General features: G+C 52.1%; 33 protein-coding genes. 1 reads left to right on the top strand and 32 read right to left on the bottom strand.

Features of this window, described 5'->3' with window-relative positions:
- Positions 1-182: 182 nt before the first annotated feature.
- From NNO02_RS17390 to NNO02_RS17240, 31 genes are all read right to left on the bottom strand, one after another.
- Entirely contained in the window at positions 183-773 is a 591-nt protein-coding gene (locus tag NNO02_RS17390; RefSeq protein ID WP_271455362.1) for a tail assembly protein, read from the bottom strand.
- A 55-nt stretch (positions 774-828) separates the two neighbouring features.
- On the bottom strand, positions 829-1,254 hold the full coding sequence (locus NNO02_RS17385; RefSeq protein WP_008322436.1) for a hypothetical protein: 426 nt from the start codon (positions 1,252-1,254) through the stop codon (positions 829-831).
- Between the two features lie 29 nt (positions 1,255-1,283).
- A complete protein-coding gene (locus NNO02_RS17380) occupies positions 1,284-1,994 on the bottom strand; it encodes a C40 family peptidase (RefSeq protein WP_271455361.1) in 711 nt (236 codons plus the stop codon).
- 1 nt (position 1,995) lies between these two features.
- Positions 1,996-2,751: a phage minor tail protein L gene (locus tag NNO02_RS17375; RefSeq protein ID WP_271455360.1), complete on the bottom strand. Its 756-nt coding sequence runs from the start codon at positions 2,749-2,751 to the stop codon at positions 1,996-1,998.
- A complete protein-coding gene (locus NNO02_RS17370) occupies positions 2,748-3,095 on the bottom strand; it encodes a phage tail protein (RefSeq protein WP_048216155.1) in 348 nt (115 codons plus the stop codon). The genes NNO02_RS17375 and NNO02_RS17370 overlap by 4 nt, the downstream gene beginning before the upstream one ends.
- 3 nt (positions 3,096-3,098) lie before the next feature.
- Positions 3,099-5,615, bottom strand: a complete 2,517-nt coding sequence (locus NNO02_RS17365) for a phage tail tape measure protein (RefSeq protein ID WP_271455359.1) — start codon at positions 5,613-5,615, stop codon at positions 3,099-3,101.
- Positions 5,593-5,871, bottom strand: a complete 279-nt coding sequence (locus NNO02_RS17360; RefSeq protein WP_008322441.1) for a phage tail assembly protein T — start codon at positions 5,869-5,871, stop codon at positions 5,593-5,595. Before NNO02_RS17360 ends, NNO02_RS17365 begins: the two co-directional genes overlap by 23 nt.
- Before the next feature lie 50 nt (positions 5,872-5,921).
- Positions 5,922-6,329: a phage tail assembly chaperone G gene (gpG, locus tag NNO02_RS17355; RefSeq protein WP_271455358.1), complete on the bottom strand. Its 408-nt coding sequence runs from the start codon at positions 6,327-6,329 to the stop codon at positions 5,922-5,924.
- A 36-nt stretch (positions 6,330-6,365) separates the two neighbouring features.
- Positions 6,366-7,103: a phage tail tube protein gene (locus NNO02_RS17350; RefSeq protein ID WP_271455357.1), complete on the bottom strand. Its 738-nt coding sequence runs from the start codon at positions 7,101-7,103 to the stop codon at positions 6,366-6,368.
- Between the two features lie 7 nt (positions 7,104-7,110).
- Positions 7,111-7,509, bottom strand: coding sequence for a phage minor tail U family protein (locus NNO02_RS17345; protein ID WP_003826202.1), 399 nt, complete (start codon positions 7,507-7,509; stop codon positions 7,111-7,113).
- Positions 7,506-8,060 (bottom strand): phage tail protein, encoded by a 555-nt coding sequence (locus tag NNO02_RS17340; RefSeq protein ID WP_271455356.1) that lies wholly within the window; start codon positions 8,058-8,060, stop codon positions 7,506-7,508. Before NNO02_RS17340 ends, NNO02_RS17345 begins: the two co-directional genes overlap by 4 nt.
- Positions 8,061-8,069: 9 nt before the next feature.
- Entirely contained in the window at positions 8,070-8,423 is a 354-nt protein-coding gene (locus tag NNO02_RS17335) for a head-tail joining protein (RefSeq protein ID WP_271455355.1), read from the bottom strand.
- A gap of 11 nt (positions 8,424-8,434) precedes the next feature.
- Positions 8,435-8,839, bottom strand: a complete 405-nt coding sequence (gpFI, locus tag NNO02_RS17330) for a DNA-packaging protein FI (protein WP_271455354.1) — start codon at positions 8,837-8,839, stop codon at positions 8,435-8,437.
- 45 nt (positions 8,840-8,884) lie between these two features.
- Positions 8,885-9,910, bottom strand: a complete 1,026-nt coding sequence (locus tag NNO02_RS17325) for a major capsid protein (RefSeq protein WP_003034798.1) — start codon at positions 9,908-9,910, stop codon at positions 8,885-8,887.
- Positions 9,911-9,977: 67 nt separating this feature from the next.
- Positions 9,978-10,310: a head decoration protein gene (locus NNO02_RS17320; RefSeq protein WP_271455353.1), complete on the bottom strand. Its 333-nt coding sequence runs from the start codon at positions 10,308-10,310 to the stop codon at positions 9,978-9,980.
- A 9-nt stretch (positions 10,311-10,319) separates the two neighbouring features.
- Positions 10,320-11,657, bottom strand: a complete 1,338-nt coding sequence (locus NNO02_RS17315; protein ID WP_271455352.1) for a S49 family peptidase — start codon at positions 11,655-11,657, stop codon at positions 10,320-10,322.
- Positions 11,638-13,230, bottom strand: coding sequence for a phage portal protein (locus NNO02_RS17310; RefSeq protein ID WP_271455351.1), 1,593 nt, complete (start codon positions 13,228-13,230; stop codon positions 11,638-11,640). Before NNO02_RS17310 ends, NNO02_RS17315 begins: the two co-directional genes overlap by 20 nt.
- Positions 13,227-13,433: a phage head-tail joining protein gene (locus tag NNO02_RS17305; protein ID WP_003034782.1), complete on the bottom strand. Its 207-nt coding sequence runs from the start codon at positions 13,431-13,433 to the stop codon at positions 13,227-13,229. Before NNO02_RS17305 ends, NNO02_RS17310 begins: the two co-directional genes overlap by 4 nt.
- The gene (locus NNO02_RS17300; protein ID WP_271455350.1) at positions 13,433-15,355 is read right to left on the bottom strand and encodes a phage terminase large subunit family protein; all 1,923 of its coding nucleotides are present in this window, start codon (positions 15,353-15,355) and stop codon (positions 13,433-13,435) included. The genes NNO02_RS17305 and NNO02_RS17300 overlap by 1 nt, the downstream gene beginning before the upstream one ends.
- A complete protein-coding gene (locus NNO02_RS17295) occupies positions 15,330-15,875 on the bottom strand; it encodes a terminase small subunit (RefSeq protein WP_000453624.1) in 546 nt (181 codons plus the stop codon). The genes NNO02_RS17300 and NNO02_RS17295 overlap by 26 nt, the downstream gene beginning before the upstream one ends.
- A gap of 365 nt (positions 15,876-16,240) precedes the next feature.
- Entirely contained in the window at positions 16,241-16,438 is a 198-nt protein-coding gene (locus NNO02_RS17290; protein WP_271455349.1) for a hypothetical protein, read from the bottom strand.
- Entirely contained in the window at positions 16,395-16,664 is a 270-nt protein-coding gene (locus tag NNO02_RS17285) for a hypothetical protein (protein ID WP_271455348.1), read from the bottom strand. Before NNO02_RS17285 ends, NNO02_RS17290 begins: the two co-directional genes overlap by 44 nt.
- A 222-nt stretch (positions 16,665-16,886) precedes the next feature.
- Entirely contained in the window at positions 16,887-17,504 is a 618-nt protein-coding gene (locus NNO02_RS17280) for a glycoside hydrolase family 19 protein (protein WP_271455347.1), read from the bottom strand.
- 156 nt (positions 17,505-17,660) lie between these two features.
- Positions 17,661-17,942 (bottom strand): phage holin family protein, encoded by a 282-nt coding sequence (locus NNO02_RS17275; RefSeq protein ID WP_181632376.1) that lies wholly within the window; start codon positions 17,940-17,942, stop codon positions 17,661-17,663.
- Positions 17,929-18,315, bottom strand: coding sequence for a phage holin family protein (locus NNO02_RS17270; RefSeq protein WP_061353905.1), 387 nt, complete (start codon positions 18,313-18,315; stop codon positions 17,929-17,931). The genes NNO02_RS17275 and NNO02_RS17270 overlap by 14 nt, the downstream gene beginning before the upstream one ends.
- A 159-nt stretch (positions 18,316-18,474) precedes the next feature.
- Positions 18,475-18,663, bottom strand: a complete 189-nt coding sequence (locus NNO02_RS17265) for a hypothetical protein (protein WP_271455346.1) — start codon at positions 18,661-18,663, stop codon at positions 18,475-18,477.
- Between the two features lie 404 nt (positions 18,664-19,067).
- The gene (locus tag NNO02_RS17260) at positions 19,068-19,673 is read right to left on the bottom strand and encodes a hypothetical protein (protein ID WP_271455345.1); all 606 of its coding nucleotides are present in this window, start codon (positions 19,671-19,673) and stop codon (positions 19,068-19,070) included.
- The gene (locus tag NNO02_RS17255; RefSeq protein ID WP_271455344.1) at positions 19,670-20,029 is read right to left on the bottom strand and encodes a RusA family crossover junction endodeoxyribonuclease; all 360 of its coding nucleotides are present in this window, start codon (positions 20,027-20,029) and stop codon (positions 19,670-19,672) included. Before NNO02_RS17255 ends, NNO02_RS17260 begins: the two co-directional genes overlap by 4 nt.
- A complete protein-coding gene (locus tag NNO02_RS17250; protein ID WP_271455343.1) occupies positions 20,022-20,330 on the bottom strand; it encodes a Ref family recombination enhancement nuclease in 309 nt (102 codons plus the stop codon). The genes NNO02_RS17255 and NNO02_RS17250 overlap by 8 nt, the downstream gene beginning before the upstream one ends.
- A 145-nt stretch (positions 20,331-20,475) precedes the next feature.
- Entirely contained in the window at positions 20,476-20,658 is a 183-nt protein-coding gene (locus NNO02_RS17245) for a hypothetical protein (RefSeq protein ID WP_046671202.1), read from the bottom strand.
- Between the two features lie 121 nt (positions 20,659-20,779).
- A complete protein-coding gene (locus NNO02_RS17240) occupies positions 20,780-21,016 on the bottom strand; it encodes a DinI-like family protein (protein WP_182269996.1) in 237 nt (78 codons plus the stop codon).
- Between the two features lie 486 nt (positions 21,017-21,502).
- On the opposite strand from NNO02_RS17240, the gene NNO02_RS17235 reads away from it, so the two are divergent.
- Positions 21,503-22,066 carry a hypothetical protein gene (locus tag NNO02_RS17235; protein WP_271455342.1) on the top strand — a complete coding sequence of 188 codons (564 nt, stop codon included), beginning with the start codon at positions 21,503-21,505 and terminating at the stop codon, positions 22,064-22,066.
- A gap of 223 nt (positions 22,067-22,289) precedes the next feature.
- On the opposite strand, the gene NNO02_RS17230 is transcribed toward NNO02_RS17235, so the two are convergent.
- Positions 22,290-22,478 carry a hypothetical protein gene (locus NNO02_RS17230; protein WP_271455341.1) on the bottom strand — a complete coding sequence of 63 codons (189 nt, stop codon included), beginning with the start codon at positions 22,476-22,478 and terminating at the stop codon, positions 22,290-22,292.
- Positions 22,479-22,548 lie beyond the last annotated feature (70 nt).

The following is a 22,548-nucleotide window of genomic DNA, read 5'->3' as shown; positions in this document are numbered from 1 at the left end:
GGTCCTTTAACAGGGTTAAAATCGAACATCGTTGATAGATTATATAATACAGGGATATAACCATTTTCGGCGTGACTCATCCCAGAAATCAAAACTGTACTGAGTAACAAAACATATAATTTATTCATACACCCTATCACCTTGATATTAGGCCTATTACCTATAGCATAATTACAACACGGTTACTGCTGATCTTCAACGTAAATACCTGCCGATATAATAGCGCCCCCTATACGTCGCCGACCGTATAAAAGGGGAACTGGATTACCCTGAGCAGCAGTGTTAGTTACACCACCGAATGCATACGATGCCCGATTTTCGGCATCCTGTTTGCTGGCAAGTCCTGCTGGCTGTGGCGAAAGCATTTGGATTACGCCTCCAGCCATTAATGCAACACCTGGTGCGACCAATGCCATACTTGCACCGCCAGTAAAACCTGACAAAGCGTAGCCAGCTACAACAAGGACGGCACCTAATATGGTTTGTAACAGGCCAGCTTTTTTACTACCAATAACTACTGGCACGATCCGGATCACTTCACCTGTCACCGGAAAGCCTAAATCATCTTCCCCGATATTTTGCTTTCCTCGAAAAACTGCATATGTCAGACCGCGCTGTTTACTTGAATTCATGAAGGCCTCAAACCCTTTCACTGTTGCAGCTAGCGCTCGACAGGCTTCTCGGGTTGAGCTAATTAAACGATGATGCGTCTTACCAAAGGTTTTGCCAAGAATCCCGCTCAGTTCAATTTGGGTCATAACTTCTTGCTGCATACTCTTCTCCAATAAAAAAGCCACCCGGAGGTGGCCATTTATAAAATGACTCGAACTATATGGTTGACGCTCTGATATCAAGTCCGGAATTAGTATCTCCGGTGATGCGGAATTTTTGATGTTCACGAGCATTGATCTGCGTGGCAGTCTCTTTGAGTGGTTGTCCGACCTGCATTCCACATAATCCTTTACCTTTTGAATCGCCAGATATTCCTAGAATATGTCGGCCGGATGTAACATTGATATCGATCGTTTCTCCCGTATCAATTCTTGCATAGGATTTTCCATCAATAGTTACTTCTACAAAGCATCCACCACCAGCAAACCATCCTTGATCTCGTGTAATTGTTATCACCGAGTCACCAGCTCCCTTCAGCAATACACGTTCAGATGGTACTTGTTTTGCAACGGTAGAATTCACCGCAGTGGTTGAACACCCAGCAACGCTAAGCGCAATTAGAAGCAGCAAAGTCTTTTTCATATCCCTATCCCCTTTGGTTTTGCAAAAGGTTAGCACAGAGACTTATACCGTAGAACCTTCATTGTCCGTTCCTGCCAGTAACCGCCATAGGGCACACGCTGACTCAAATGGCCATAAAGATGGTGTAGTAACATGTTACCTTCCAGCAGGATCCCTGCATGATTCCACTTATTAGCCTGGACCTGCATGATAACCATATCACCAGGCCGCGGTACACCGCTGAATTCACGAAATCCGCATTCATACCAGCAATCGTGGTAGAAGTTTTCAGGGTAGCAGTCTTCCCACCAGGGATAATCAACACGGTAATCCGTCAGTTCGATACCATGCGTCTGCCGGAAGTAACTCATTACTAGTCCCCAGCAGTCAAAGTGACCGAGAACAAACGGGCGCTCCAGTAGCGGAAGTTCTCCCCGAGGCTGGATTGTCCGTAAATCCCCTTCTGGCCAACTCACGATGTGCCAGGGCAAAAATGTTGCATCGCATTGGGCTTTATCCAGTTCGCTCGGCTGCGTTGTGGCATCCGGGTGGCTGTGGACAATGGCAATCACCGTTCCCCAGTCTTCAGCAGCGGCGTAATCTTCCGGCGACAGGTGAAAATGCTCGGTCGGTTCCGTAGCCAAATTGCAGCAGGGAATGTATCTCTGAACCCGGCTTTTTTGTACCACCACACCGCAGCTCTCCCGCGGATATTCAGCGGCAGCATGCGCCATAATGGCGTCGATAATTTTCTGACGCATATCAGCTCCTGATCAGGGATGTGCCAGGGAAACCACCGAATGGCAACTCGTTCCCCTCGCCATGCCGCAACTTGCACGCAGTGAGTGTACCAGGGCATTCATCGAGCGACGGATCGTTAACCGGGTTGTTGTGCTTGTCGAAATAACGCGTCCCGGCATAGTCGCATCCATCACCTGAGCGGTATTTGTTTCGGATACACCAGGTACAAAGCGAATGTAGCTGCCGCGTCGGGATCATCAGCCCCTGCAGATCCATCGGGCTGGTTAGCGCAAACTCAACCACTTCATTGGTTTCGCTGCTCTTTGCATCGATGTAAAACACCTTCAGTTTTTCCTGCTGAGGATCCGCCGACGGGTTACCCTCCGGATAGTTTTTCGCATCCAGATACTGCGCCAGCGTGTCATGAATGGTCACTTTCGCCTGCAGCAGGTCATCATAAGCAAGACACAGCGCCGTTATGGAACTGTCGAGGTTAGCGACCGACAGCGTCGGCTGTGCGCTGGTCCCGTCGGTCGCCGTCTCAATACCCTCTATCTGGCAGGGCCATGCTTTATATTCCTGTCCTTGCCACCAGATCGATTTCGCCGGCAGCTTATTCTCATCTCCACCAGCAGCGGAGATTTCATCGGGGGTGTGGGCAATATTGTGGGCGTGGAAGCGGAGAACGTCTGAAACACCAAATGCGGTGCCATCGACATCAAAAAGCCGGACAACATTGCCCGGCTCAAGTTTCTGATAATCACTGTTTAAGCTCATGGTGCAAACGCCTGTTCAAAGGTGGCTGACACGGTTTCCACCGTTTTACTTTTGGTGACGCGCTGCAGGCTGTCTGCCTCAACGCGCCACAGCGCAAGATCACCGCCTGGCGGGGTAAACGAAAATGATTTCGTCTTATGGCGCCGCAGAAAAGCATAGATATCCTTGACGGTTCCCGGTTCGCCGGTAAATGAAAACTCATAGCTGAGCGTTTCATCATTCATCCCGGCACCTGATACTTGCTTATAGCCATCACCAAACTGTGCCGTGCGGACGGTATCCTTACTTTTAAGGGTCGGCTGGCTGGATGCTTTAATCCGCCACGCAAAATGCTCGATCGCCATTGCTTACCTCTGTTTTGTTGCATTCCAGATAATGCCGCCGGGCCGGACCTCTCTGGTGATACCTTCCCTGATGGAACTATTGATCACCTGCTGATAGGCTTTCCCCAGCGCATCGCCGCTTCCTTTCTGCTGACCGGAATCCCCCTGGCCTGTTGTAACCGAAACCGGCGCATACACGCTGACGCCAAAAGGAGAAGCAACGCCACCGCCACTCCCCCCGACCAGACCACCAGTCGCATAGCCGCGCATCATGCGATAAAGGTTGCCGACACCGATTCGGTTGGTGGCTTCCTGCGTAAAGACAAACTCTCCACGGTGCACCACACCTGCAGGCTCATACTTGCCGCCGGACCCGGTATAACCACCGCCAGCAAAACCCAGCGCTGACGTGGCAGAACTGACCAGGCCGGCCATGGCCTGCTTCATCAGGATCTGCGTCAGCATCGACAACGTGGAACGGGTGAAATCTGCCCAGTTTGCTTTCCCTGTCGTCAGCATATCGGCCATATTCTGGCTGATACCATCGAATGTGGCTGAAGCAGCGGACTTCATCGAACCATAGGCATCAGCCGCTGAATCGGCATAGTCAGCCCACGCTGATTTCGCCCCGGCCTGCCAGTTGCCGCGGAGCTCGTCCTGTGCGGCATAATATTTTTTCAGTGCATCCAGTTCGTTCTGATAACCCTGATCGGTGTCCGTGCCGCCGGCATTCATCCAGCCCTGCCGCAACTGTGCCTCTTCGTTTTGCCGCTGTGCACCGCGGCTACTCATGCTGCCACCGGCCACAAGCGCCCGGGTCTTCTCCCCGATCTGGGTAACGTACTTCTGCGAGCTGTCCTGCAGGCGGTTTAACCGCTCCTGGGCAACAATCTGATCGCCAAGCCGGGCATTCACTTCGGCCCGCGCCAGTACCTCGTCTTTATTCGCCAGCACCGATTTTTCATCGGCGGTCAACGCGCGTTTTTTGGCGGCTTCTTCCAGCACCGAAAAGCGGGATTGTTGTTTCCACAATTCCTGCCGCTGCTGGCTGATGGTATCCGTGATGCTCTTGTGCTCCTGCAAAGTGCGTAACTGCGCCTCCAGCTCCAGCGTCTGCGCGCTGGCGGTATCGACACTTTTTACACCTGCAGGTGTTTTTACCGCTGAAGGGGCTTTGGGTTTCTTCAGCGAGTCGTCGTATTCTTTTTTCGCAGCTTCCAGATTGATGTTGTAGTCAGCCTGGAGGATCCGTCCGTCTTTAAGCGCCTTGTTCAGTTCATTCTGACGGGCCGTGTACTTCTCCAGCGCAGTCTGCGTCTTTGCATAATTCGACTGCGCCTGCGCGGCATACTTCTGGCGGTCAGATTCAATCACCGCCTCGCGGGCGGCGTTATCCTCAGTGGCCTTTGCCACGCTGGCATGCTGCTGCGCCATTTCCAGTGCAAGGCGGGCAGACTCCCGATCGTTCCAGTAGCTGGCACGCGCATCATCATTGACATAACCATCACCTTTACGCAGATTCCAGATTTCATCCGCCCGCTTAAAGGCCGCTTCCGCTTTGGCAACCATCTCCTGCGTGGTGTCAGGCCGCCCGATATCGAGCGCCGCATCCCACATCGATTTAAAGGCACGCTTCAGGCTGTCGGCAGCAGACTCAATCGACCCCATATTGTCGCGCAGGCTCTTTGTCTGCTCACGAAAACCGTTCGTCGCCGCATCATTAGCTGCTTGCAGCGCCCCTGCTTCATCACCGGCGCGTTGCAGTTGCGCCACATAAGCAATCTGTTCCGCGGTAACGTTGTGGAACTGCTGCGCCATGGCAATCAGACCAGAGGTCGGATCGTTCGTCAGTTTGCCGAATGCCGCCGCCACCTTATCGACCGGCACACCCGACGCATCGGTAAATTTCGCTACCGCCTGACTCATCTCATCGAACCGGGCACCGGCACGCACTCCGGCGTTGACCAGCTCCGTCAGCGCGCTGCTGGTCTGGTTAAACGTGAGTCCCGCCTGCTCGCCGGATTTCGCCAGCACCAGCATGCGGTTTGAGGTCAGCCCGGCAGTGTTACCGGACAGGACCAGCGTTTTGTTGAAATCAGATAGCGTGGACGAGCCCTGATACCAGGCGTAAACCACCGCGCCAGTGGCGGCAGCCAGCGCGCCAACACCTACCATCACCGGCGATATGGTGCCCAGAAGCGCCCGAAAGGTCGGAATAATACCGCCGAAGGAGTCTTTCACCTGACCGCCCTGCTGCAGCAGGATAAGCCACGGACTCTGCCCACCGGCCAGCTGGGTGGCGATATCCGTAAACTGCGCAGGCAGCATACGCATCGCCGCGTTGTACTGGCCGACTGAAATTCCGGCCTTCTTCGCGGCGCTCTCCTGGCGGGTAAATGACTGCTGCACCTTCAGCGCCGAGTCATTCGCTGCGTCACCCGTCTGCTTAAACTGCCTTTTTACGTACTCCATCTGCTCGTTGAACTTTGACGAATTAACGTCAAGGTTAACGACCAGGTCACCCACTGCCGTCTGGGCCATAGCGAACACCTCCTGAAATGCCCTCGGCCTTTGCCATCAGCACAGCATCACCGGGTTCATCGTCGGCAATATCCTCCGCAGATGGTGAAAGCAGGCTGAAGCTGGCAGGGGTTGATGTGGTTTTGGGGTCAAGCGCGGTAATGACGATATGCATCAGCGAGGAAAAATGCGCATCCAGTTGCACATCATTAAAAAAATTGTCCTGGTAGAACGTTCGCCAGTCGGCGTATTCCGTTGACGACATACCAGCAAGCATGGCGCGCCAGTCCGGGCGGCGAAATTCACGCGCCAGTTTCAGGACGAATGTCAGCTCACTGGCGAGGACTTTTCCAGACTGACTGGCTCAGTTACAGCTACATCCTCCGGATCATTCGCTTCCTGCAGCGGCACCATGCCGGACAGCAGCTTCACGCTGTACTCTGCAGCGGAAACAATCTCCAGCGGCCAGGTCATCAGCACTTCATTCTGGATCTGCTCAACGTCTTCTTTCGGCGTTTTGTGCGTCCCTTTCAGAGCGTGTCCATGCCATAAAGACATGGCCACCAGCAGTGCGCCGGATTTAATCGTCATATCCATCGCCGACTGCATGTCGGCATCGGTGATACTTTCCAGCGCCTTCAGGTGCTCAAGATGCTCAATACGCTGCAGTGCCGACAGCTCGTAGAGCGTGACTGTATTACCGTTACGTTCGAACGGTTCACTTTTTAAAAACATGGGTTACTCCAGAAAGCGGGGCCACAGCCCCGGAAGTCAGGAAACGGTGACTTTACAGGTCGCGACAAAAAGCCCGTCGTTGGTCATCACGATAATGTCAGCGGTTCCGGCTGCAATGCCGGTTACCGTCAGCACCGTACCGGCGACAGTCACCGTGGCTTTACCCGCATCCGTGGTGGTGGCCCGGAAAGATTGATCGCTTGCGCTGGCTGGTGCCACGGTGACATTCAGCGTGGTGGTGGCAGCAACTGCAACGGTGGCGGTCGATTTATCCAAGCTGACGCCGGTTACGGCAATCGCTGCAGCAGCGCTGTCTTCAGCAAGGCCTGGCTTGCCGTTGTTGCTGATTTTGACAGAACGGGTAATGGTATCTTTTGCCGTCACCGTTTTACCCAGGCTGCTTACCCAGCCACGGAACACATCGACGGCGCCATTCGGGTATTTGATTTTGTACGCCAGCACGGTACCGTCATCAAACCAGCGAACCAGATCCTGCTGCCCGCTCTCGGCAGGTTTCCAGGCCAGCGTAAAACTGGCCTCCCCCGCCGATTTCTGGCCCTGTGAAGTGGACGTCCAGTCAGCATCCGCATCATCCAGATAGGTGTCGTCGTTTGATTCGGCAGTCAGTTCACCGGGCTGCAGGTCTTTAATCTTTGCCAGGCGCGTCCAGTCAACATCCGATACCGGGTTGGCGAAGGGGTTACCCGATCCGGAATAAATCCAGAGCGTGGTGGTGGCACCCTTTACCGGCGCCAGTGGGTTTGGTGTAGTCATTACGTCCTCACATTTCGTAAGTAATGGAATATTTCAGATCAGCCGAACTCCAGAGCCCAAGATCGTCATCGCGCTGGTAGTCATATCCCTGCTGCACCATGTTATTGATCAGGAGGGAAAGTCCTGGCACATTGCCAAGCACCGGATAAATACGTGACTCCATCCAGTCATCGAGCTCGGAATCGGGTACCTGCGCCGGTAAAAAGATTTCGATATGCAGCGTGGCCTGCCAGATATCAGCATCCAGTTCTTCGCCGGTATACCCGGCATCAGTCAGGAAGACAGCGACCGCAGGAAAATCCCCCTCCTCCAGTACCGCTGGACGTCCGTCAAAATAGAGTGCGTCTTTACCAATATGGCTCTCCAGCGCATCAATAATCGCCTTTCTAATATCAGTGTGTTTCATCGTTTCAGAATCAGCCTGAGTTGGTTTTTAAGGGATGCCCGAAGTTCTTTAGGCATATCCGATTCCATGAGCTTCGGCAGCTCATCTTTAAATGCGGTCGTCAGTGGCGCTGCCAGTGGAATGCTGACCACTTCGATCGGATAGCGGGGTCTGGATGTCCTTCGCATCACATGCCAGCGGCCATTTTCCAGTTGTTGAATAAAGGCTCCGGGAAAACGAAAAGGGCCAATACGCAGCACACTATTGGCCCCTTTTTTGTCCCGTTTTCTGCGGGATAACCGTACGCTGGCGGTACCGAGCTTTATCGCGGGCAGGTTGCCCCGGTTCACGCGGATCATTGCCATCGGCCTTTTCGCCGTGGCGCGTTTTATTCTCGCGCGTTGTTTTACCAGCTTGCGTGGCACCCGTGTATCTTTCGAGACAACGGCAACGCTTCGACTGACAGCCCGGGTGGCGACACGGTTAACAGCCTGCGCCGAGGCTCGCGGAACCGCCGTATTGCTGATGCTGTTCAGGTTTGCTATAGCCTGTTCAAGCCCTTTTAAAGACATAGTTTCCCCTTAACGGCGCCGGGTCGCTGCGGGAGGAGAACCCGTACCAAGCCAGATATGGCAGGAGCCACAGTCATCAGAACCGATACGATCAACCCAGAAAGGCTTTCCGTTAATATCCAGCGTGTCCAGCCGCGCCAGCTGCCCAATCGTTGCTGATTTCACAAACAGCGACGGGCTGGTCCCATCGACACGGATGCCGGGTGTGGCGTAACCGATATTTTCCGGATCATCGAAAACACCACTCAACGTGACGCCAGAAATCGCGCCGGACGTTACCGTTGCAGAAGTCCCCATAACCTGCCGAATAGTGTCATCGGCCTGTGTTATTGCAGCATCAAAAAGGTTATTGAAATCAGCCACACAGCCCCCTGCTAGTGCTCGCGGACCAGTCCGAGTGCAACCAGGCTGTCCGCATCCGCTTCTGTCACGCGGATCACGGTCCCCGCCCCCACAATAGATACCCATTCATCACGGGTCGCGTGCAGCGCCTCAATGTGCAGCGTGGCCAGCGTTTCGACGGCCATCAGTGCGTCATCTGTTCTACCGCTTAACACAGTATCCACTGGCGGCACGGGTTCTGCGGCGCCGGTGGATGCACTACCATCACTCACGCCACCATTTTCAACACTATCGGTATCAGTGCCGTCATTCAGTTCTTCCTCCAGCTCTGCAATGCGCATAGAGAGCTCCTGAATGGTGCCACTGGTATTCACTTCCCGACCAAGCTGCGCGCCAAGCTCATTAAGCTGCGCAATCAACTTTTCTTTTTCTGTCATAAGAACAACTCCGGAACATGGCCCCGCAGGGCCACAGAATGGACATCAGGCGAGTTTGACAGACACGAACGCATCCGGATCAGCCAGCAGCATCAGTGGTGCAGACTGGATCATGGTGAACTCACGCGCCGGATCGCCTGTCTGTACCCAGTTTTTCGGATAACGCGTGGAAGCGTTAATGCCTTCACGCTGGGCATCCACATCCTGAATGCAGCCGTAGGTACGCAAACCGCGCGCCTGGGTATTGCCCAGCACCATGCTCAAATCCGGCAGGTAGTTCTTTTTGGTGTCGTCTTCAATGTATTGCCCGGAATAGACGACAATGGCCACATCACCATACATTCCCTTATAGGAGACCGCTTCACCCAGATCCTTCAGCGCCGTTTCCAGTTCAGAGTTAGAACCGCGACGGGTGTCGAGCTTCTCTTTTACCGCTTTGAATGAACGGAACAACGCCCAGCCCTTCGGATCAAAGACGATAATATTGACCACGCCGCTGGCGTTCAGCGCATAGGTTTCAATATCGTCAGTGGGGTCATAAGTTTCTTTGTCTCGTGTGCTCCAGGCTGCTGCACCTGCCTGGATGATGTTGTTTCCGGCACTGCGTCCCATATCCACTTCAACCGGTTCAAACGCTTCGCCGGTCATGGTGTATTTACCGTTGAGGACAGCAGCCACCGCCTGCTTCTCCTCCACCTGGGCAATCGCCAGCTCTTCATCCTTCATGTTCTGCAGGATAATGCGACGGCGGCGGTAGGCTGGATCAGCCAGATTTTGCGGGTCTTCATCCGGCAGGCGGCGCAGCGTCATCTGCGGGTTTACCTCGTGCTTGGGCTTGACGTAACCCGGCGTGAACTCTGACGTTGCGCCGCCACGGGAGCGGATAACCTTGCCGGAAATAACAGGCGAGACGTACAGCGCCATGTTGACCATGCCCGGGATTTGCGACAGATACACCTTCTCAGTGCTGAAAGGGTAGCTTTCACGGAAGAAGATACGCAGGAAAAGCGGGTCGAACTTGAATTTCTTCTCATTGACCGCCAGCAGTTGGGCCGTTGTGTAAATTGACATAGATGTTTCCCGTAAAAAAAGCCGCGATGGCGGCTTCTGTGGATGATGGTTAGTGTTAAGTCGGATGTCAGACGATACTGATGGCTGTACCTGCGAATGCGTTGCGTTTGATGTGTTCATCCGTCACCGCATCCGGCCAGAGCACATCTTCAATATGGAAAGAGCCGGACTTATAGAATGCCAGCTCAGTGCTGCTCTGGTCGGCAGACACCGCCAGAACGCCACAGGCAGCCCCCGCATGCTGGCCATCCCAGACGGTCAGCTTGCCGGAAGTGGCATCCAGCATCAGGGGCGTCATCGCCGGTACTGCTTTCGTCAGTTCACCAGGTGCAAAACCGGTATGCGCCGGATCACTGTTCCCGAGGGGCTGATTGTGCGTAAATTGTTCAGTGTTAGACATATTGACCTCTTAAACAGGCGTATTTAACAAATCGTCACCCGCTTCGGCAGAAGCACTACATGCCGTTACGGCGCCGGGTGCGGTTTCCATCAGACGATCCAGCGCGGTATCCGTACGCGCCTGAGCACTCTGAGGAGCCGCGGCAAGGATGCGCTGGGCACTTTCCACCGTCATCCCCGGCGTTTCTGCCAGCGCACGCGCCTGTGATTCACGCCCTTTCGCCTCTTCACAGTTCAGGATCCCCATAATGCGACCGTTTTCAGCTGCGACCGCTTCTGCCACCTGGCTGCTGATATCAACAGTTGCGCTCGCTGCAGGGTCAGTAACGACCACAGCAGGCGCGTCAACGGTGGTCACGGTCTGGTTAGCAGATGCTGCTGGTTGATTGGTATCTGCGGATGCAGTAGTACCTTTCATGCTTCCTCCTCGGGAAATCATCGTTCGTTTATTAATTGCATCGCGCATAACGTTCAGCGCATCCATGTTGTTGACCAGCTGCTCCGCCAGGCCGTTGTCTACTGATTCCTGGCCTGAAAATACAGCGGCTTCAGTATCAAGAACGGCCTGTACCGACATGCCGGTATAACCTGCCACCTTTTCAGCGAACATCTGCCGGGTAGCGTCAATACGCGCCTGAAAATCTGCACGTACCTCTTTGGGTAATTTCTCGTAGGGGTTCCCATCCACCTTGTGATCGCCGCTGTAAATCAACGTGACCTCAACGCCGCTGGTTTTAAGGGCGGCGCCGTAATTGCTGTGGGCCATCATGACCCCGATAGATCCCGTTCTGGCCGTCTGCGTCACAAGCCGACGTGATGCCGCACTGGCAATCAGCTGGCCAGCGCTGCAGTTCATATCGTTGGCTAACGCCCAGATGGGTTTGGTATCCCGCATACGGGCGATGATGTCCGCACAGTCAAAGGCACCCGCCACCATTCCACCTGGCGTATCCATATCCAGAAGAATGCCGTCTACACCCGGATCGCTGATTGCCTGCTGGAGGCGGGCGATGATGCCGTTGTACCCCGTCATCCCCGAATACGGCTGAAGTGAGCGGGTTTTACTGACCAGCGTCCCGGAAACAGGCAGCACCGCGATACCATCAGTGATCTGGTAGCTTCGCGCCGGCTTTGGCCCCATTTCCTCATCATCACCAAAGAGTGCCAGCGGTTCAGCCATCTGCTCTGCGCCAAGCGTAACGCCCGACACGGTGTCGGTCAGACGGGTGATACCTAACTGACCAGCGAGCGCGCAAAAGAAAACCCGCGCATAGGCGGGTTCAAGTAAAAGCGGCTCATTGAAAGCCATACTGGCAATGTGCGGGAGATTACGCAGCTCTGGCGTCATCGGTCCCCTCCTCATTCGATTTCTTCAGTCCAGACTCAAAGACAGAAGCCGCCCATGCTGGAGGTTTAAGACCTGCAGCGCGACGCTCCATCGTTTCACGAACCTGCTGGGCAAAAATTTCCTGATAATCTTCACCGCGCTTGGCGCACTCCTTCTCATAGGTGCTCAGCCCCGCCTCAATGAGCATGACAGCCTCCTGCACCTCCTTCAGTCCGTCAATGGCCATTCGCCCGGAGCCGATCCAGTCAGCATTTCCCCAGGCACTCCTCGCCTCCTGAAAACTGAACCGGGCTTTAGACGGTAATGTCACCACGCGGCGAACAATGGCCTCTTCCAGCCAGCATAAAAACATCTGACAGGCCTGGCGGGAGGCAACAAATTTGCGACGCCCCATAAAGTACGCCCAGGACTCGTTAGCACTGGCGCGGGCGGTGGAATAACTCATCTGCGAATAGTTGCGAGAGAGTTGCTCATACGACACACCCAGCCCTGCAGCAATGTAGCGCAGCAGAGATTGTTCAAACGTCGAATAACCGTTATCAGTATCCTGCGCTGACTGAAGATTCAGAGAGTCACCCGGCATCAGATGCGGCACCTTCGCGCCGCCGAGACGAACCGGCGCCGCGGTATAGTACGAGGCCATCTCCCCCAGCCAGCCAGTCATCTTGCTTTGCTGCTCTTTACTGTCTGAGCCGAGAATAAAGTCCATCGCGGTTTGCGTATCCAGCTCACTTTCAATCGTGGCGGCATACATCGCCTTGACAATCGCGCTCTGGAGCTGCGTATTCTGCAGTGTATCGAGCATTTTCATTTGCTCCATGACGCTGTAAAACACGTTGGCACCGCGTGTCTGCCCATCTTCCAGCGGTTCAAATACGTGGATAAACGAAGGCCGCCCGCCGGACAGTTCGCGCGGGATGTAGGTCCACTTCTGCGCCATCCACCCCGGATAGCCATCCTCGCTGACGTAATATCCCAGGGCGGCGCCACTGTCATTTGTTCTGACACCTGCCCGACAGTTTCGCGTGTCTCCGGCGTTATTGGGGTTGCTGATGCGTTTTGGGCTCACCATTTTGAACTGTGTGCGGAAAAGACGCGTGGAATCACTGTCCCAGGTGGCCTGTGCACATAACTCACCGTTAAACGCATGCATGGAAACACCCTCGCGGATCATCATGGTGAATGTACGCTTACGTTCCGCATCAATGCAGCAGCAATCATCCTCCGCAAATTCTTTCCAGGCCGCCTCAACTTCACGGGAGAAAGCCCGGGCCTCTTCCTCTCCAATGCCCAGAAAACGCCAGCTGGGGCGATAACTGAGCCGGAAAAACGATCCGACAATGTGGTCCTGATGGAGCTGTACCGCGTTTGCCGCATAACCGTTATTGCGGACCAGATCGTCAGCGCGCGCGTTACCACGGGAAAAATTAGGCAATAACGCAGCATCTGCGCTTTCACTCGGTGGATTCCAGGCGCGGAGCTGACCGCCAAAGCCACCAGCACCGCCGTGATATCCGGCATAATCCCGCAGAGCGGTTTTGCCGTCCGGTCCTAACAAAGCAGGTGTTTTCATGCGTAAAATCCTGCCGGTCCCCGGCGTCGTGGAGTGGTGCCAACCTGTGACTCAAGTTCGGCAATGTATTTCTTCAGGTCACTGACTGAAGTCGCAGTGAACTCAACCCGCCGGCCGTCCTTCTGCACCGTTGCTACCCGCTTTCCCATCATGAGGTCATGCAACGCAGCGCGGGCGGCATCCAGATCAGTCTGTGTCGCCATTATTCATCTCCAGATAATGCCCGGGCATAATCAGCCAGGGTTTTGTTATTGGTCCGGCTCCCCTCTTCCTCCTGCAGGCTCGCGAGCAGTGAATCAAGATTCAGTTGCCATCGCGAAATACTGATCCGCAGGGCCGCCAGCGCATAAACGAAGCAGTCCAGCGCTTCATTTCGTCGCTTTTTGCTGTCCCAGACGATTTTCTTACGCCCGTCCACCCATTTTTCAACCTGCTCCTCAGCAGTCAGTTGCTGAGCCTCAGCCAGATCGTAAATTTCGGGGTTATTGGGAAAATGCACGGCTCCGGCAAGAGGTTCACTCCCTTCCGGCTGAAGTGTGAAGCGGTTATAAATCTGCTCCTTTGCGGTATCAGTCCCCACTTCCGTCAGATAAACGCCGTTCTTGTTGCGTTTACGCGGCATATTCGCGACGGGCTTACCGTAAACGGAAGCCCCTTTAATCGGGATCACGCGAAACAGGCCATGCTTTTTTGAGCGATTGTAGACAATGGTCGGGTCAATACCGCCGATATCCCAGCAGATACGGGATACCGACATTTCCACGCCATTCTTTCGGGAGTAGATTTTGTTAATCGCCTCGTCCACCCTGACGAGGGTCGCTTCATCATCATGACGGCCCATAATGATTTGCCGGTCAATCAGCCAGCTTTCCTCTCCGGGTCCCCATCCCCAGACGCGCATTTCATATCGATCCAGCTGGGAGTCAATCCCGGCGGTCAGATAAGCAACACGATCAGGTACGGCTGCCCCGAAAAACTCTTTGCGTTCGGCCATGAGCTCCGCGTCAGGCCGTTCACCAATTTTAGGCTCCCATGTTTCACCCAGAGTGGTGTTCACGAAGGTTTTACGCTTTCCGGTATCCCCTTTCGTTTTTAGCCAGTCTTTGACGATCTGTACCCAGGTGGTAAACGGGCTGTATGCCGTCCAGATGTGAAACGTCACGCTGTCCGGCGGGTCGATTTCAGTGCCTGTTGATGAAAACCAGGATAAACCGTCGCGCGTCCAGATCCCGGTGGTGTCGCAGATGTAACGTGCCTCACTGAAATCCAGCTCCTGCTGCTTAATGACGCAGGCATTATGTTCACACAGGTAAAAGACGCTGGAGGGTTCACCCGGTGTCCATTTGAACCCGAACGGGGTCTCTTTGTCGCCGAACTTAAGGTACTGCTCTTCACCACAGTGCGGACAGGCAACATGAAAGCGCATGAAATGCCCGGATTCGCTGGCAGCACGCTCAATCTGGCAGGTCCCCTTTGTTTTTGGCGTCGAGCCACGAATAGATTTAGGCCAGACAGAGCCCTCAATACGTTTATCACCCAGAAATGTCGGGGAACCCTCTTTCTCAATATCCTCATCAAAAGCAGCGAGTTCGTCATAGCCGGCAACATCCACTGACTTTTCACGATAGTTTTTCGCCGCCTTACCACCCAGACACCAGAACCCGCGACCGTTGGAGAAGCGTTTCATACTGAGCGTATTGTCCCGGTTCTTTTTTCCATACCAGGGGGCCAGCGCCAGAAGTGACGGAATATCGCGAATCGTCGGCTCAACATGCGACTTCATGAAGTTTTCGGCGTCACCATCAGTGGGCAGCCAGATAAGGGAATTTCGCTGCTTGTGCTGAATAAAATACGCATAAACACCCAGCAACATTTTTGAATAGCCAACACGGGCAGACTTAACAACGTTGACCTCACGTATGTAATCGTTACCCATTGCATTCATGATCACGCGTTGAAACGGCAACGTTTCCCAGCGCCCTTCCTGGTAGGCCGACTCTTTGGGGAGATAGTAATTATCGTCTGCCCATTCAACCGCCGTTTGCGGCTCAGGTCGGTACAGCGAAAGTAGACCCGCGCGCGCAGAGTGCTGCAGCCCCTTAACCTGACTGTTCGATATATTCACTCAGCAACCCCGGTATTATTTCATCCAGCGCAGCTGCTTTGTTCATGGCTTTAATGATGTCCTTCTTGAGGAAATCAATATGTCGGTTTTCCAGCTCCGGGAAGCGCCGCTGAACAGACAGAGGAACTCCATCAAGAATGCTGGCTACTTCTCCGGCCATCCGCGACAGCACGAACGTGCAGAATGCGGTTTCCACCACCTCAGCGGAATCTTTTGCATTTTTTAGTTCCTGGGCATCTGCCTGCGCTCGGGTGAGGCGGTGACGCTCATAGTCAATCGTACCTGGCTGAAGGTCGGATTCCGATGCAAGACGAAGGTCTTCCACCTCCTTCCGTAATTTCTCATTCTCAATCGCCGCGTCGCGTGCGGAATACCATTCGATAGCCGCGGAAGATTCATAGAGGACCTCATTACCTTTTCCACCGCCACGTGCTACAGGCATTCCCTGATCCTGCCAATTCTGAATGGTTCGCACGCTGACCCCAAATATTTCAGAAAGACGCTTTTTGTTGACCTCCATAGCTCACTCCATGCACAAAAACAGAGAAAGGAAACGCCCAATGGCTATTTAGCCGTTTTTTAGGCTTATCATTTCCTTTCTTTTCAGGGGGTGTTTACAGTTAAAACAATGAATTAGCGAGAAGAAGAACGGAAAAGGCAAATGCCTGAAAATTTTCATAAATAGCGAGAATCTGCGAGGTCGCCGCCCCGTAACAGGCCGGATCGCTGGAAAGGACCCGTAAATGATAATAATTATCAATATTAGATTAAGTTCTGTGCACCACCTACCAACGAAGCCTGCCAGAACAACAATTCAGCTTATCCAGTCTCACTACTGAAAGACTCTCTTTGATGTGCGCGTGCGAAGCACATAAAAAAGCCCCGCTATTGCGAGGCTGGGATGATTGTATTTGGGCAGTTATGCTGAACAGACCTGTTATGCGCCAATATGTCCCGCTTCGTCTGTTTATCCAGCACAGCAATGTCGTGCTCTGTGAGGTAGATGATGCTTACCCAGTCACAGGCCGTGTCCATTACTTCAGGTTTTGCGGGTAAAGTTTTCGCGCAACTCGCGGTCAACATCGTCATCAGGAAGATGACTAACAGTTTGCTGTACATCCCTGGCTCCTTTTGTTGTTTCTACCCGGCGTTCTGCAACGGCTTCAGTAGCTGCTGCTCGTTCTTCAGTGCGTTGCTGGTTCGCTTTTGTCTCAGCGATGTTAGTACCGCGTGATTTACCCAGACCAAAAGCACCTGCAACTGCTGCCAGGACAGCAATGACAATGCCCAGAATTATCTCCATTCCCATGGTCATCCCCCTTTAATAGCGATGATCAATTGGGATACCACCCATAAAAATGGAATCACCCATACAAGGAAAAACTTCCAGTTTGGTAATTGCTTAATCATTAGTCGCAACTCCCGTATCAGTTTGCTAAAATCAATCACAGGTTCTCCCTGCCTACTCAGGTGCAGAAATAGAAAACCCCGACTGTTTGCCGCAATCGGGGTTTTTGCTTTTTGGTTTGTACTAAATTACAAGCACAGCTTTTGCTTTGGCGTAACGTTCACGTCGGTCGTTAATGCCGTTTTGCCCGCCGTTAATAATCTGCGTTACGCGTTCCACATCCCCCGAATACATCAGGCAACCGCGTAACGTGAAGTACCACGCCGCCGAACGGGCCGCATGTCGCTCCTGCGTTAGCAATTCTGGCGTACTGACAAGGTCAAGTTTCAGCGCCGCACCACATTTGGTGTAGTTCTCACGGCCGGTGATTTGAAGTAGGCCACGACCGCGATATTTCCAGCCGTCACCCTGGCTGTTATTACCCATGCGGTCACCGTAAACCAGATTGGCTATTTGCGGCTGGTGAGCGACCTGCTTACCATCGACACGCCCCAGCATTTCGCACTGATACGGCGTCAGACGCTTACCAAAGGTTTTCTTCAGACCTTCAACCGAGTAGTTAAAACTCTCTGCCAGCGAAGTAAAGCCAGCAGACTCATGCCCAACCTGCGCGATGAACATTGCCTGGTCCAGTGGTGCGGTGATGCCGAATTCTTTCATTGCTGCGTCGATATGCGAAAACCAACGCGCAGCAAGCCCGGCGCTTATACCAGCCGCCTGCTGAAATTGTGATTGGTTCATATGTGTACCGGATTAAACCACTATTAATGGTAGGGTTTAGAATTCACCTAAGATGATGAAATTAAATTTAATTTAAGTCACAATGAGACTTAAGATAAATCCTAATGGTTTCATCTTCTTTTGCGGGTTGTAGCGATGTCGTTGCGACTCGCTTTTTTATTTGTGAACAGCATCAATAAGCCGCGCTACGTTGCCTCTGACGGCGACCAGCACGGACAGGAAAATGATGTTGGCCCCGATAGTGGCCCACGATGAATAAGGGTAGATGCCACACAGATACGCCAACGGAACGGCGCTGTAGATGACAGTAAGCAGCCACGCTAAGCGAGATATCCACGGTCGATGTCGTGAATCACCACGACGGTAAAACATCAGGGTCAGCACTACCCCAGCACAAAGCAATGCATTAAAAGTTGCCGATGGGTCATTTTGTACCACCTGAACCTCCCCGGCGCGTTATCAGCGCCACCAGCGAGCCGACATCCTGGTTATTCAGGAACGTCAGGATTTTGACAGCTAAAGCAGAAACGATTACGGCTCCGATAGCGTCCAGAGGCTTATCACTGTAACCAGTCCAGTCAGCCAGCTTTGAACCAACCAGCCCAGAGCAGATGATTCCGGCGATGTAGGACACGACAAAATACGCCAGCCGGCGTGCTGCACTCAGGTCCGCGGCGGTTGCAATGTAAAATACAGCCCCGGCAAATGCGCCAAACACCACGCCGTAATCGGTTCCGGAAACAAATCCATAGACACTGGCTCCCGTCAGGACACCACCAGCCAGCCCAGTACCGGAAATCGGATCGGACATTTAGCCCCCTCTTGATTGCTGTGAGTCCTCTCAGGAATGAGGGGAAATAGGTCCAGGCTTCACGGGCTGGATTTATCAACAAAGCACGCAGTTAGTGATACCCGTGAGCCTGAAATGAAAAAGGCCGCCATGCGGCAGCCTCAAAGTAAGTACGGTTGTTTACATTGGTGGTGTGAGAGGACCTACTAACACCTCTGCTTCACCGTTATGGCAAATGTCATCACCTCTTGTCAGATGCCAGACACCTGTGATTGTTTTACCCGATTCCAGATCATCAACAGTGTCATTTGTGTAGTACGCTACCTGTACACAACCGCAATGTTGAATCCAGTAATAGCCCTCTTTCATATACGTATCCATCACACCCTAGTTGCACAGCAGTATATGCACTCGATTTTGTGGTTGGCGTTAGAAATTCTAAATATTGAATTAAGCAGCAACCTTGTTGCTGTGAGCACTCTCAGTATAAGCGGAATAAAAAAGCCCCACTTGGTTGCGAGGCCTTGTTATCTTGTGGACGATTGTAGATCGACGATATGACAGGGGCACTGTGCCGTAGCACGTTCGCGAATACCCCTGTCGTATCGCCGGAAAGCAAAAACCCCGCGCTGGCGGGGTTCTCGTTATATTCAAATTGTTCGCTTTTCGTCGCTGCCATCGTGGCGCAGCTCTGCCAAGCATGAATGGATTATCTAACTTTCTGGGTAGTTTTCAATACCAGACACAAAAAACAGCACAAAAAAGCTAAAACATTATTCCTCGCTTTCCAAAAGTGCTTTCGCGGACAGGAACACCTTTGCTCTGAAAATTTGTAAACACCACTTCACTCGCTCTCTGGCCTTTTCTTGTGTAAGCCAGGGCGCAATCGCCTGCAGTTCCCGGGTTATATCTGAGATTTTTTTTCGTGTGGTGTAATACTGAAGACCAACAACATAAACCGGATCATTTATATCCAGCGCCTGCAGTACGCATTGCTCAACAAAATCGACATCGTCATTATGCAGGGCCTCGTCAATCACACTGGCGGTTGACTGAGGCCAGAGAATGCTATGCGCCCTGTTCATTGCCTGCTGCCCACGGAAACCCTCTTCACGAGCCTTATTCAATGCTGTGGTGAAGCGCTCCAGTGCCTTTTCTGACCAGTTCCGTCCCTTAAGCACATTCCAGCACGCATGGCCCCGCGGCATACGGGGTGCTGTTTTCCCTCCCATACCCTCGCCCCATGTAGTGAGCAGGGATTTAATCCATCCGGACTGAATCCCCGTCAGAAGAATGCATTTACCCAGCCAGCTTTTACGCGGCGCAACTGCTGCTTTTTCAAATGCTGACTGCTGTAGTCTTCGTTGGCGTGGCGTCATGCTTTTAGCTCCTCAATAATAATTCTCCCTGTTTCACCCCATAATTTTGATACCCGTGCATCCCATATATGAGCATCATTTTCGTAAATAGCGTCCATCAGGGCTTTCATCATGTTGTCAAAATCTGGCTTAGCCTGGTGCGGTTTACCATTGAACTCAGCCCTTTTCTTTTTGCTCCAGCTCGCTGGCATCGGAAGGATGAAGGTGACATGCGAACCGCTTTCCGGCAGCTCAACGCCCTGCTGACGAACTTCATCACAGAAAGCCCGGTAACGCAGAACCTCGGGGCGCTTTTTCCATTTATCAGCACGAGTCATTCTGGGCTTACCAACGGGTGTGATTTTATATTCAGGCATGAGTCGACTCCCCCAGTTCGTAGAGAACCTGCACGAGCAATTCTGTCTCAGTACCGAATTTGTTTTCCCAGGACTGACGCCCGGCATGAATGGCCACACCATGACCACCGGTACGATGATGGGTATGACAGAGAGGAATTACGTGAAAATTGTCTGCACGAACAGACATCCCAGTACCGGAGCTACAATGATGGATTTCAGCAGGAGCATCTCCCAGCCCTTCATTACGGCAGACAATACAATGCAAATCGACAACGCGGGATAAATGGAGTTTTTCAGCTTTATTCTTTGATCTGCTCATGCTGCACCGCCAGCACGAACAAATACACCGCTCACGAAAGAACGGTGTGATTGGGGTAATTCAGTTTTATGCGCCATCACGTTTTCCCGGTTGGCGCAGTGTTACTCAGTGGGCTGTTCAGACCCGTTTTCGAGTATAACCCAACTTAACCTGCATCTGAAACAGGAAGACCAGCTTTCTTTCTGGCCTCTTCCAGTGCCCGCAAAGACGTAACAAATTCATCTTTACGTAAAGCGAATCCCCTCACCACACTCCCCTTCACGAAATAAATCAGAACCGGGCCAGTGTGCTCCGGCAACCCTGGGATTAAATCATCCGGAATTTGCATGAGATGCCCCTTGCAAAGATTCCCACACCTGAATCAACCTGAATTACCTGGCAATAATCGTGCGAAGCGATGCGGAAACTCGATTTTCAAAATGGCAGCAGGAGCCACCAGCTAAGGGGTATTAGTTAACAAACCACTCGTCCGCGCTTTCCCATGTATCCTGGAGGATGGGTTCGATTTTCTTTTTATCGTCCTTGCCTCCACCGAAAACACTTAAACCATTCGACCCAGCGCGCCGGATTGTAAGCCTGCAATTGTCATAGTGATCATTCAGGCGGTTAAGTAATTCTTTCTCCAGTGCTGGAACCGCGCCTTTAGGAAGTTCTTTCATGCGATCAATGGTTAATTCAACTTTCATAATGGCCTCCATTGCATATACTGTGTTTTTATACAGTATACCCATGCACGAAAATGATCAACGTTTTAAGAGCACAAATTGTTAATTTCCTGTCAGGAGTAAAACAAAAAACCCGCCGTAGCGGGTTGAATTAGCAGTGTTTTATTATGCGGCAGTTTCTTTCTGCTGGCACAATCCGAGAGATTCGCCCTCACTATTGCATCATCAATGAGCAACTGTGTGACCATGAGGTAAAGCGTATCCAACTTTCATTCGTCTTTTTCAATCAGCAAAGGGCTGGTTAGTGCTTTGAGTGGGCTTTGTTCACTTCATGGTAGATAAATCAGCTCTGGATAAGTGATAAGAGTGAAATCAATCCGAATTAACAACCTAAAGCACATGAATCGGAACACAGATATTAAAATCCTAAAGTCTAGTAACAAATAGCCGATATGAGATATTGCTTATCAGTTTAAAAATCATCTATTGAAAAAATGGGGAGAGGCGTTGAAGCGAGTAGAACGCGATTTTATCTGTCTGTTTAATTGTGTGTGGTATCAAGATTTCCCTGTGTTCAAAGGTGAATATATCAACCGTTCCAACTGGACCATTCATGTTGGCCTGGTCATGCGCGAGTGTGCAAAGTTAATGGGCGCAAGAACATTTTTTGAACAGGGCGGGCGTACCGATGCTGTCCTACAATATCCAGACAATCAAATTTTAACCTATGTTGAGTGGGAGTATAATCAGGCAGACAGAGATAGCGTTAACGAGTTAGACAAACTGCTTGAAAAAAACGACAAGTGCTATTTCTCCACATTCATCTCATATTGTCAGCATGAAAACATCAATATTGTTATTGAAAAAGCAAGTAGAATATGGAGTGAAGCAAGCAGGCCTTTGATTTTTTTTCTTATCACCTATGAGCCTCAAACGAAAAAACGCCGCCATTTTTTAGAACTAAGAACTTATTTTTTCTCAAACGGCAAAAGAAAACTAGTTCGCAAACAGCCTGCGCTTCCATGGGATGTTGAGCAACGAAAATACAATGTCGAAGAAGATGCAGGATAGAAGAGACATAAGGTTTTCACGACAGTCTCGTTTCGATCCCTAACTAAAATATTCTGTTCGGAGCAACCAAATAGCTCTGGCTTTGCTGTGACCGTGTTCGGAGTACTAACGCCTCTCCAGGTCCGCTTCTCGCTCATGGCGGACCAAAATCCAATCTAAAATGACGTGGCTAAGCGGGAGTACATAGTGAATGACAGGATGCTCCGGGCAGCACCATACTAATTCAGTTCCCGTCAGAGGTAGGCGTTGCTTCATGATGGGATGAGCGCTCCCTCCAGACAATCCATGCTACAGCCGCCTCCCATGATATATATCCATTACCGCCATTTTTCGCTCTGCGGAGATCAACTGCATCACCAAACCTTTCAATGATGAATTTTTCAAATTCTATTCGTTTTTCTTCGTCGTTCATTGAATCCATGCCTTCCCCAGAAGTGTCCTACGAATCGCTCTTATTGCATAAAAAATAGCATATATAATAG

The organism is Citrobacter sp. Awk 2, assembly GCF_028069815.1.
Taxonomy (GTDB): Bacteria; Pseudomonadota; Gammaproteobacteria; order Enterobacterales; family Enterobacteriaceae; genus Citrobacter.
This window is presented reverse-complemented; position numbering and strand designations above follow the sequence as displayed.

Coding starts and splice junctions, on each gene's coding strand:
- NNO02_RS17390 (WP_271455362.1), bottom strand. CDS start 773: ATGCAGCAAGAAGTTATGACCCAAATTGAACTGAGCGGGATTCTTGGC.
- NNO02_RS17385 (WP_008322436.1), bottom strand. CDS start 1,254: ATGAAAAAGACTTTGCTGCTTCTAATTGCGCTTAGCGTTGCTGGGTGT.
- NNO02_RS17380 (WP_271455361.1), bottom strand. CDS start 1,994: ATGCGTCAGAAAATTATCGACGCCATTATGGCGCATGCTGCCGCTGAA.
- NNO02_RS17375 (WP_271455360.1), bottom strand. CDS start 2,751: ATGAGCTTAAACAGTGATTATCAGAAACTTGAGCCGGGCAATGTTGTC.
- NNO02_RS17370 (WP_048216155.1), bottom strand. CDS start 3,095: ATGGCGATCGAGCATTTTGCGTGGCGGATTAAAGCATCCAGCCAGCCG.
- NNO02_RS17365 (WP_271455359.1), bottom strand. CDS start 5,615: ATGGCCCAGACGGCAGTGGGTGACCTGGTCGTTAACCTTGACGTTAAT.
- NNO02_RS17360 (WP_008322441.1), bottom strand. CDS start 5,871: ATGCTTGCTGGTATGTCGTCAACGGAATACGCCGACTGGCGAACGTTC.
- gpG (WP_271455358.1), bottom strand. CDS start 6,329: ATGTTTTTAAAAAGTGAACCGTTCGAACGTAACGGTAATACAGTCACG.
- NNO02_RS17350 (WP_271455357.1), bottom strand. CDS start 7,103: ATGACTACACCAAACCCACTGGCGCCGGTAAAGGGTGCCACCACCACG.
- NNO02_RS17345 (WP_003826202.1), bottom strand. CDS start 7,509: ATGAAACACACTGATATTAGAAAGGCGATTATTGATGCGCTGGAGAGC.
- NNO02_RS17340 (WP_271455356.1), bottom strand. CDS start 8,060: ATGTCTTTAAAAGGGCTTGAACAGGCTATAGCAAACCTGAACAGCATC.
- gpFI (WP_271455354.1), bottom strand. CDS start 8,839: ATGACAGAAAAAGAAAAGTTGATTGCGCAGCTTAATGAGCTTGGCGCG.
- NNO02_RS17325 (WP_003034798.1), bottom strand. CDS start 9,910: ATGTCAATTTACACAACGGCCCAACTGCTGGCGGTCAATGAGAAGAAA.
- NNO02_RS17320 (WP_271455353.1), bottom strand. CDS start 10,310: ATGTCTAACACTGAACAATTTACGCACAATCAGCCCCTCGGGAACAGT.
- NNO02_RS17315 (WP_271455352.1), bottom strand. CDS start 11,657: ATGACGCCAGAGCTGCGTAATCTCCCGCACATTGCCAGTATGGCTTTC.
- NNO02_RS17310 (WP_271455351.1), bottom strand. CDS start 13,230: ATGAAAACACCTGCTTTGTTAGGACCGGACGGCAAAACCGCTCTGCGG.
- NNO02_RS17305 (WP_003034782.1), bottom strand. CDS start 13,433: ATGGCGACACAGACTGATCTGGATGCCGCCCGCGCTGCGTTGCATGAC.
- NNO02_RS17295 (WP_000453624.1), bottom strand. CDS start 15,875: ATGGAGGTCAACAAAAAGCGTCTTTCTGAAATATTTGGGGTCAGCGTG.
- NNO02_RS17290 (WP_271455349.1), bottom strand. CDS start 16,438: ATGTTGACCGCGAGTTGCGCGAAAACTTTACCCGCAAAACCTGAAGTA.
- NNO02_RS17285 (WP_271455348.1), bottom strand. CDS start 16,664: ATGGGAATGGAGATAATTCTGGGCATTGTCATTGCTGTCCTGGCAGCA.
- NNO02_RS17280 (WP_271455347.1), bottom strand. CDS start 17,504: ATGAACCAATCACAATTTCAGCAGGCGGCTGGTATAAGCGCCGGGCTT.
- NNO02_RS17270 (WP_061353905.1), bottom strand. CDS start 18,315: ATGTCCGATCCGATTTCCGGTACTGGGCTGGCTGGTGGTGTCCTGACG.
- NNO02_RS17265 (WP_271455346.1), bottom strand. CDS start 18,663: ATGAAAGAGGGCTATTACTGGATTCAACATTGCGGTTGTGTACAGGTA.
- NNO02_RS17260 (WP_271455345.1), bottom strand. CDS start 19,673: ATGACGCCACGCCAACGAAGACTACAGCAGTCAGCATTTGAAAAAGCA.
- NNO02_RS17255 (WP_271455344.1), bottom strand. CDS start 20,029: ATGCCTGAATATAAAATCACACCCGTTGGTAAGCCCAGAATGACTCGT.
- NNO02_RS17250 (WP_271455343.1), bottom strand. CDS start 20,330: ATGAGCAGATCAAAGAATAAAGCTGAAAAACTCCATTTATCCCGCGTT.
- NNO02_RS17245 (WP_046671202.1), bottom strand. CDS start 20,658: ATGCAAATTCCGGATGATTTAATCCCAGGGTTGCCGGAGCACACTGGC.
- NNO02_RS17240 (WP_182269996.1), bottom strand. CDS start 21,016: ATGAAAGTTGAATTAACCATTGATCGCATGAAAGAACTTCCTAAAGGC.
- NNO02_RS17230 (WP_271455341.1), bottom strand. CDS start 22,478: ATGAACGACGAAGAAAAACGAATAGAATTTGAAAAATTCATCATTGAA.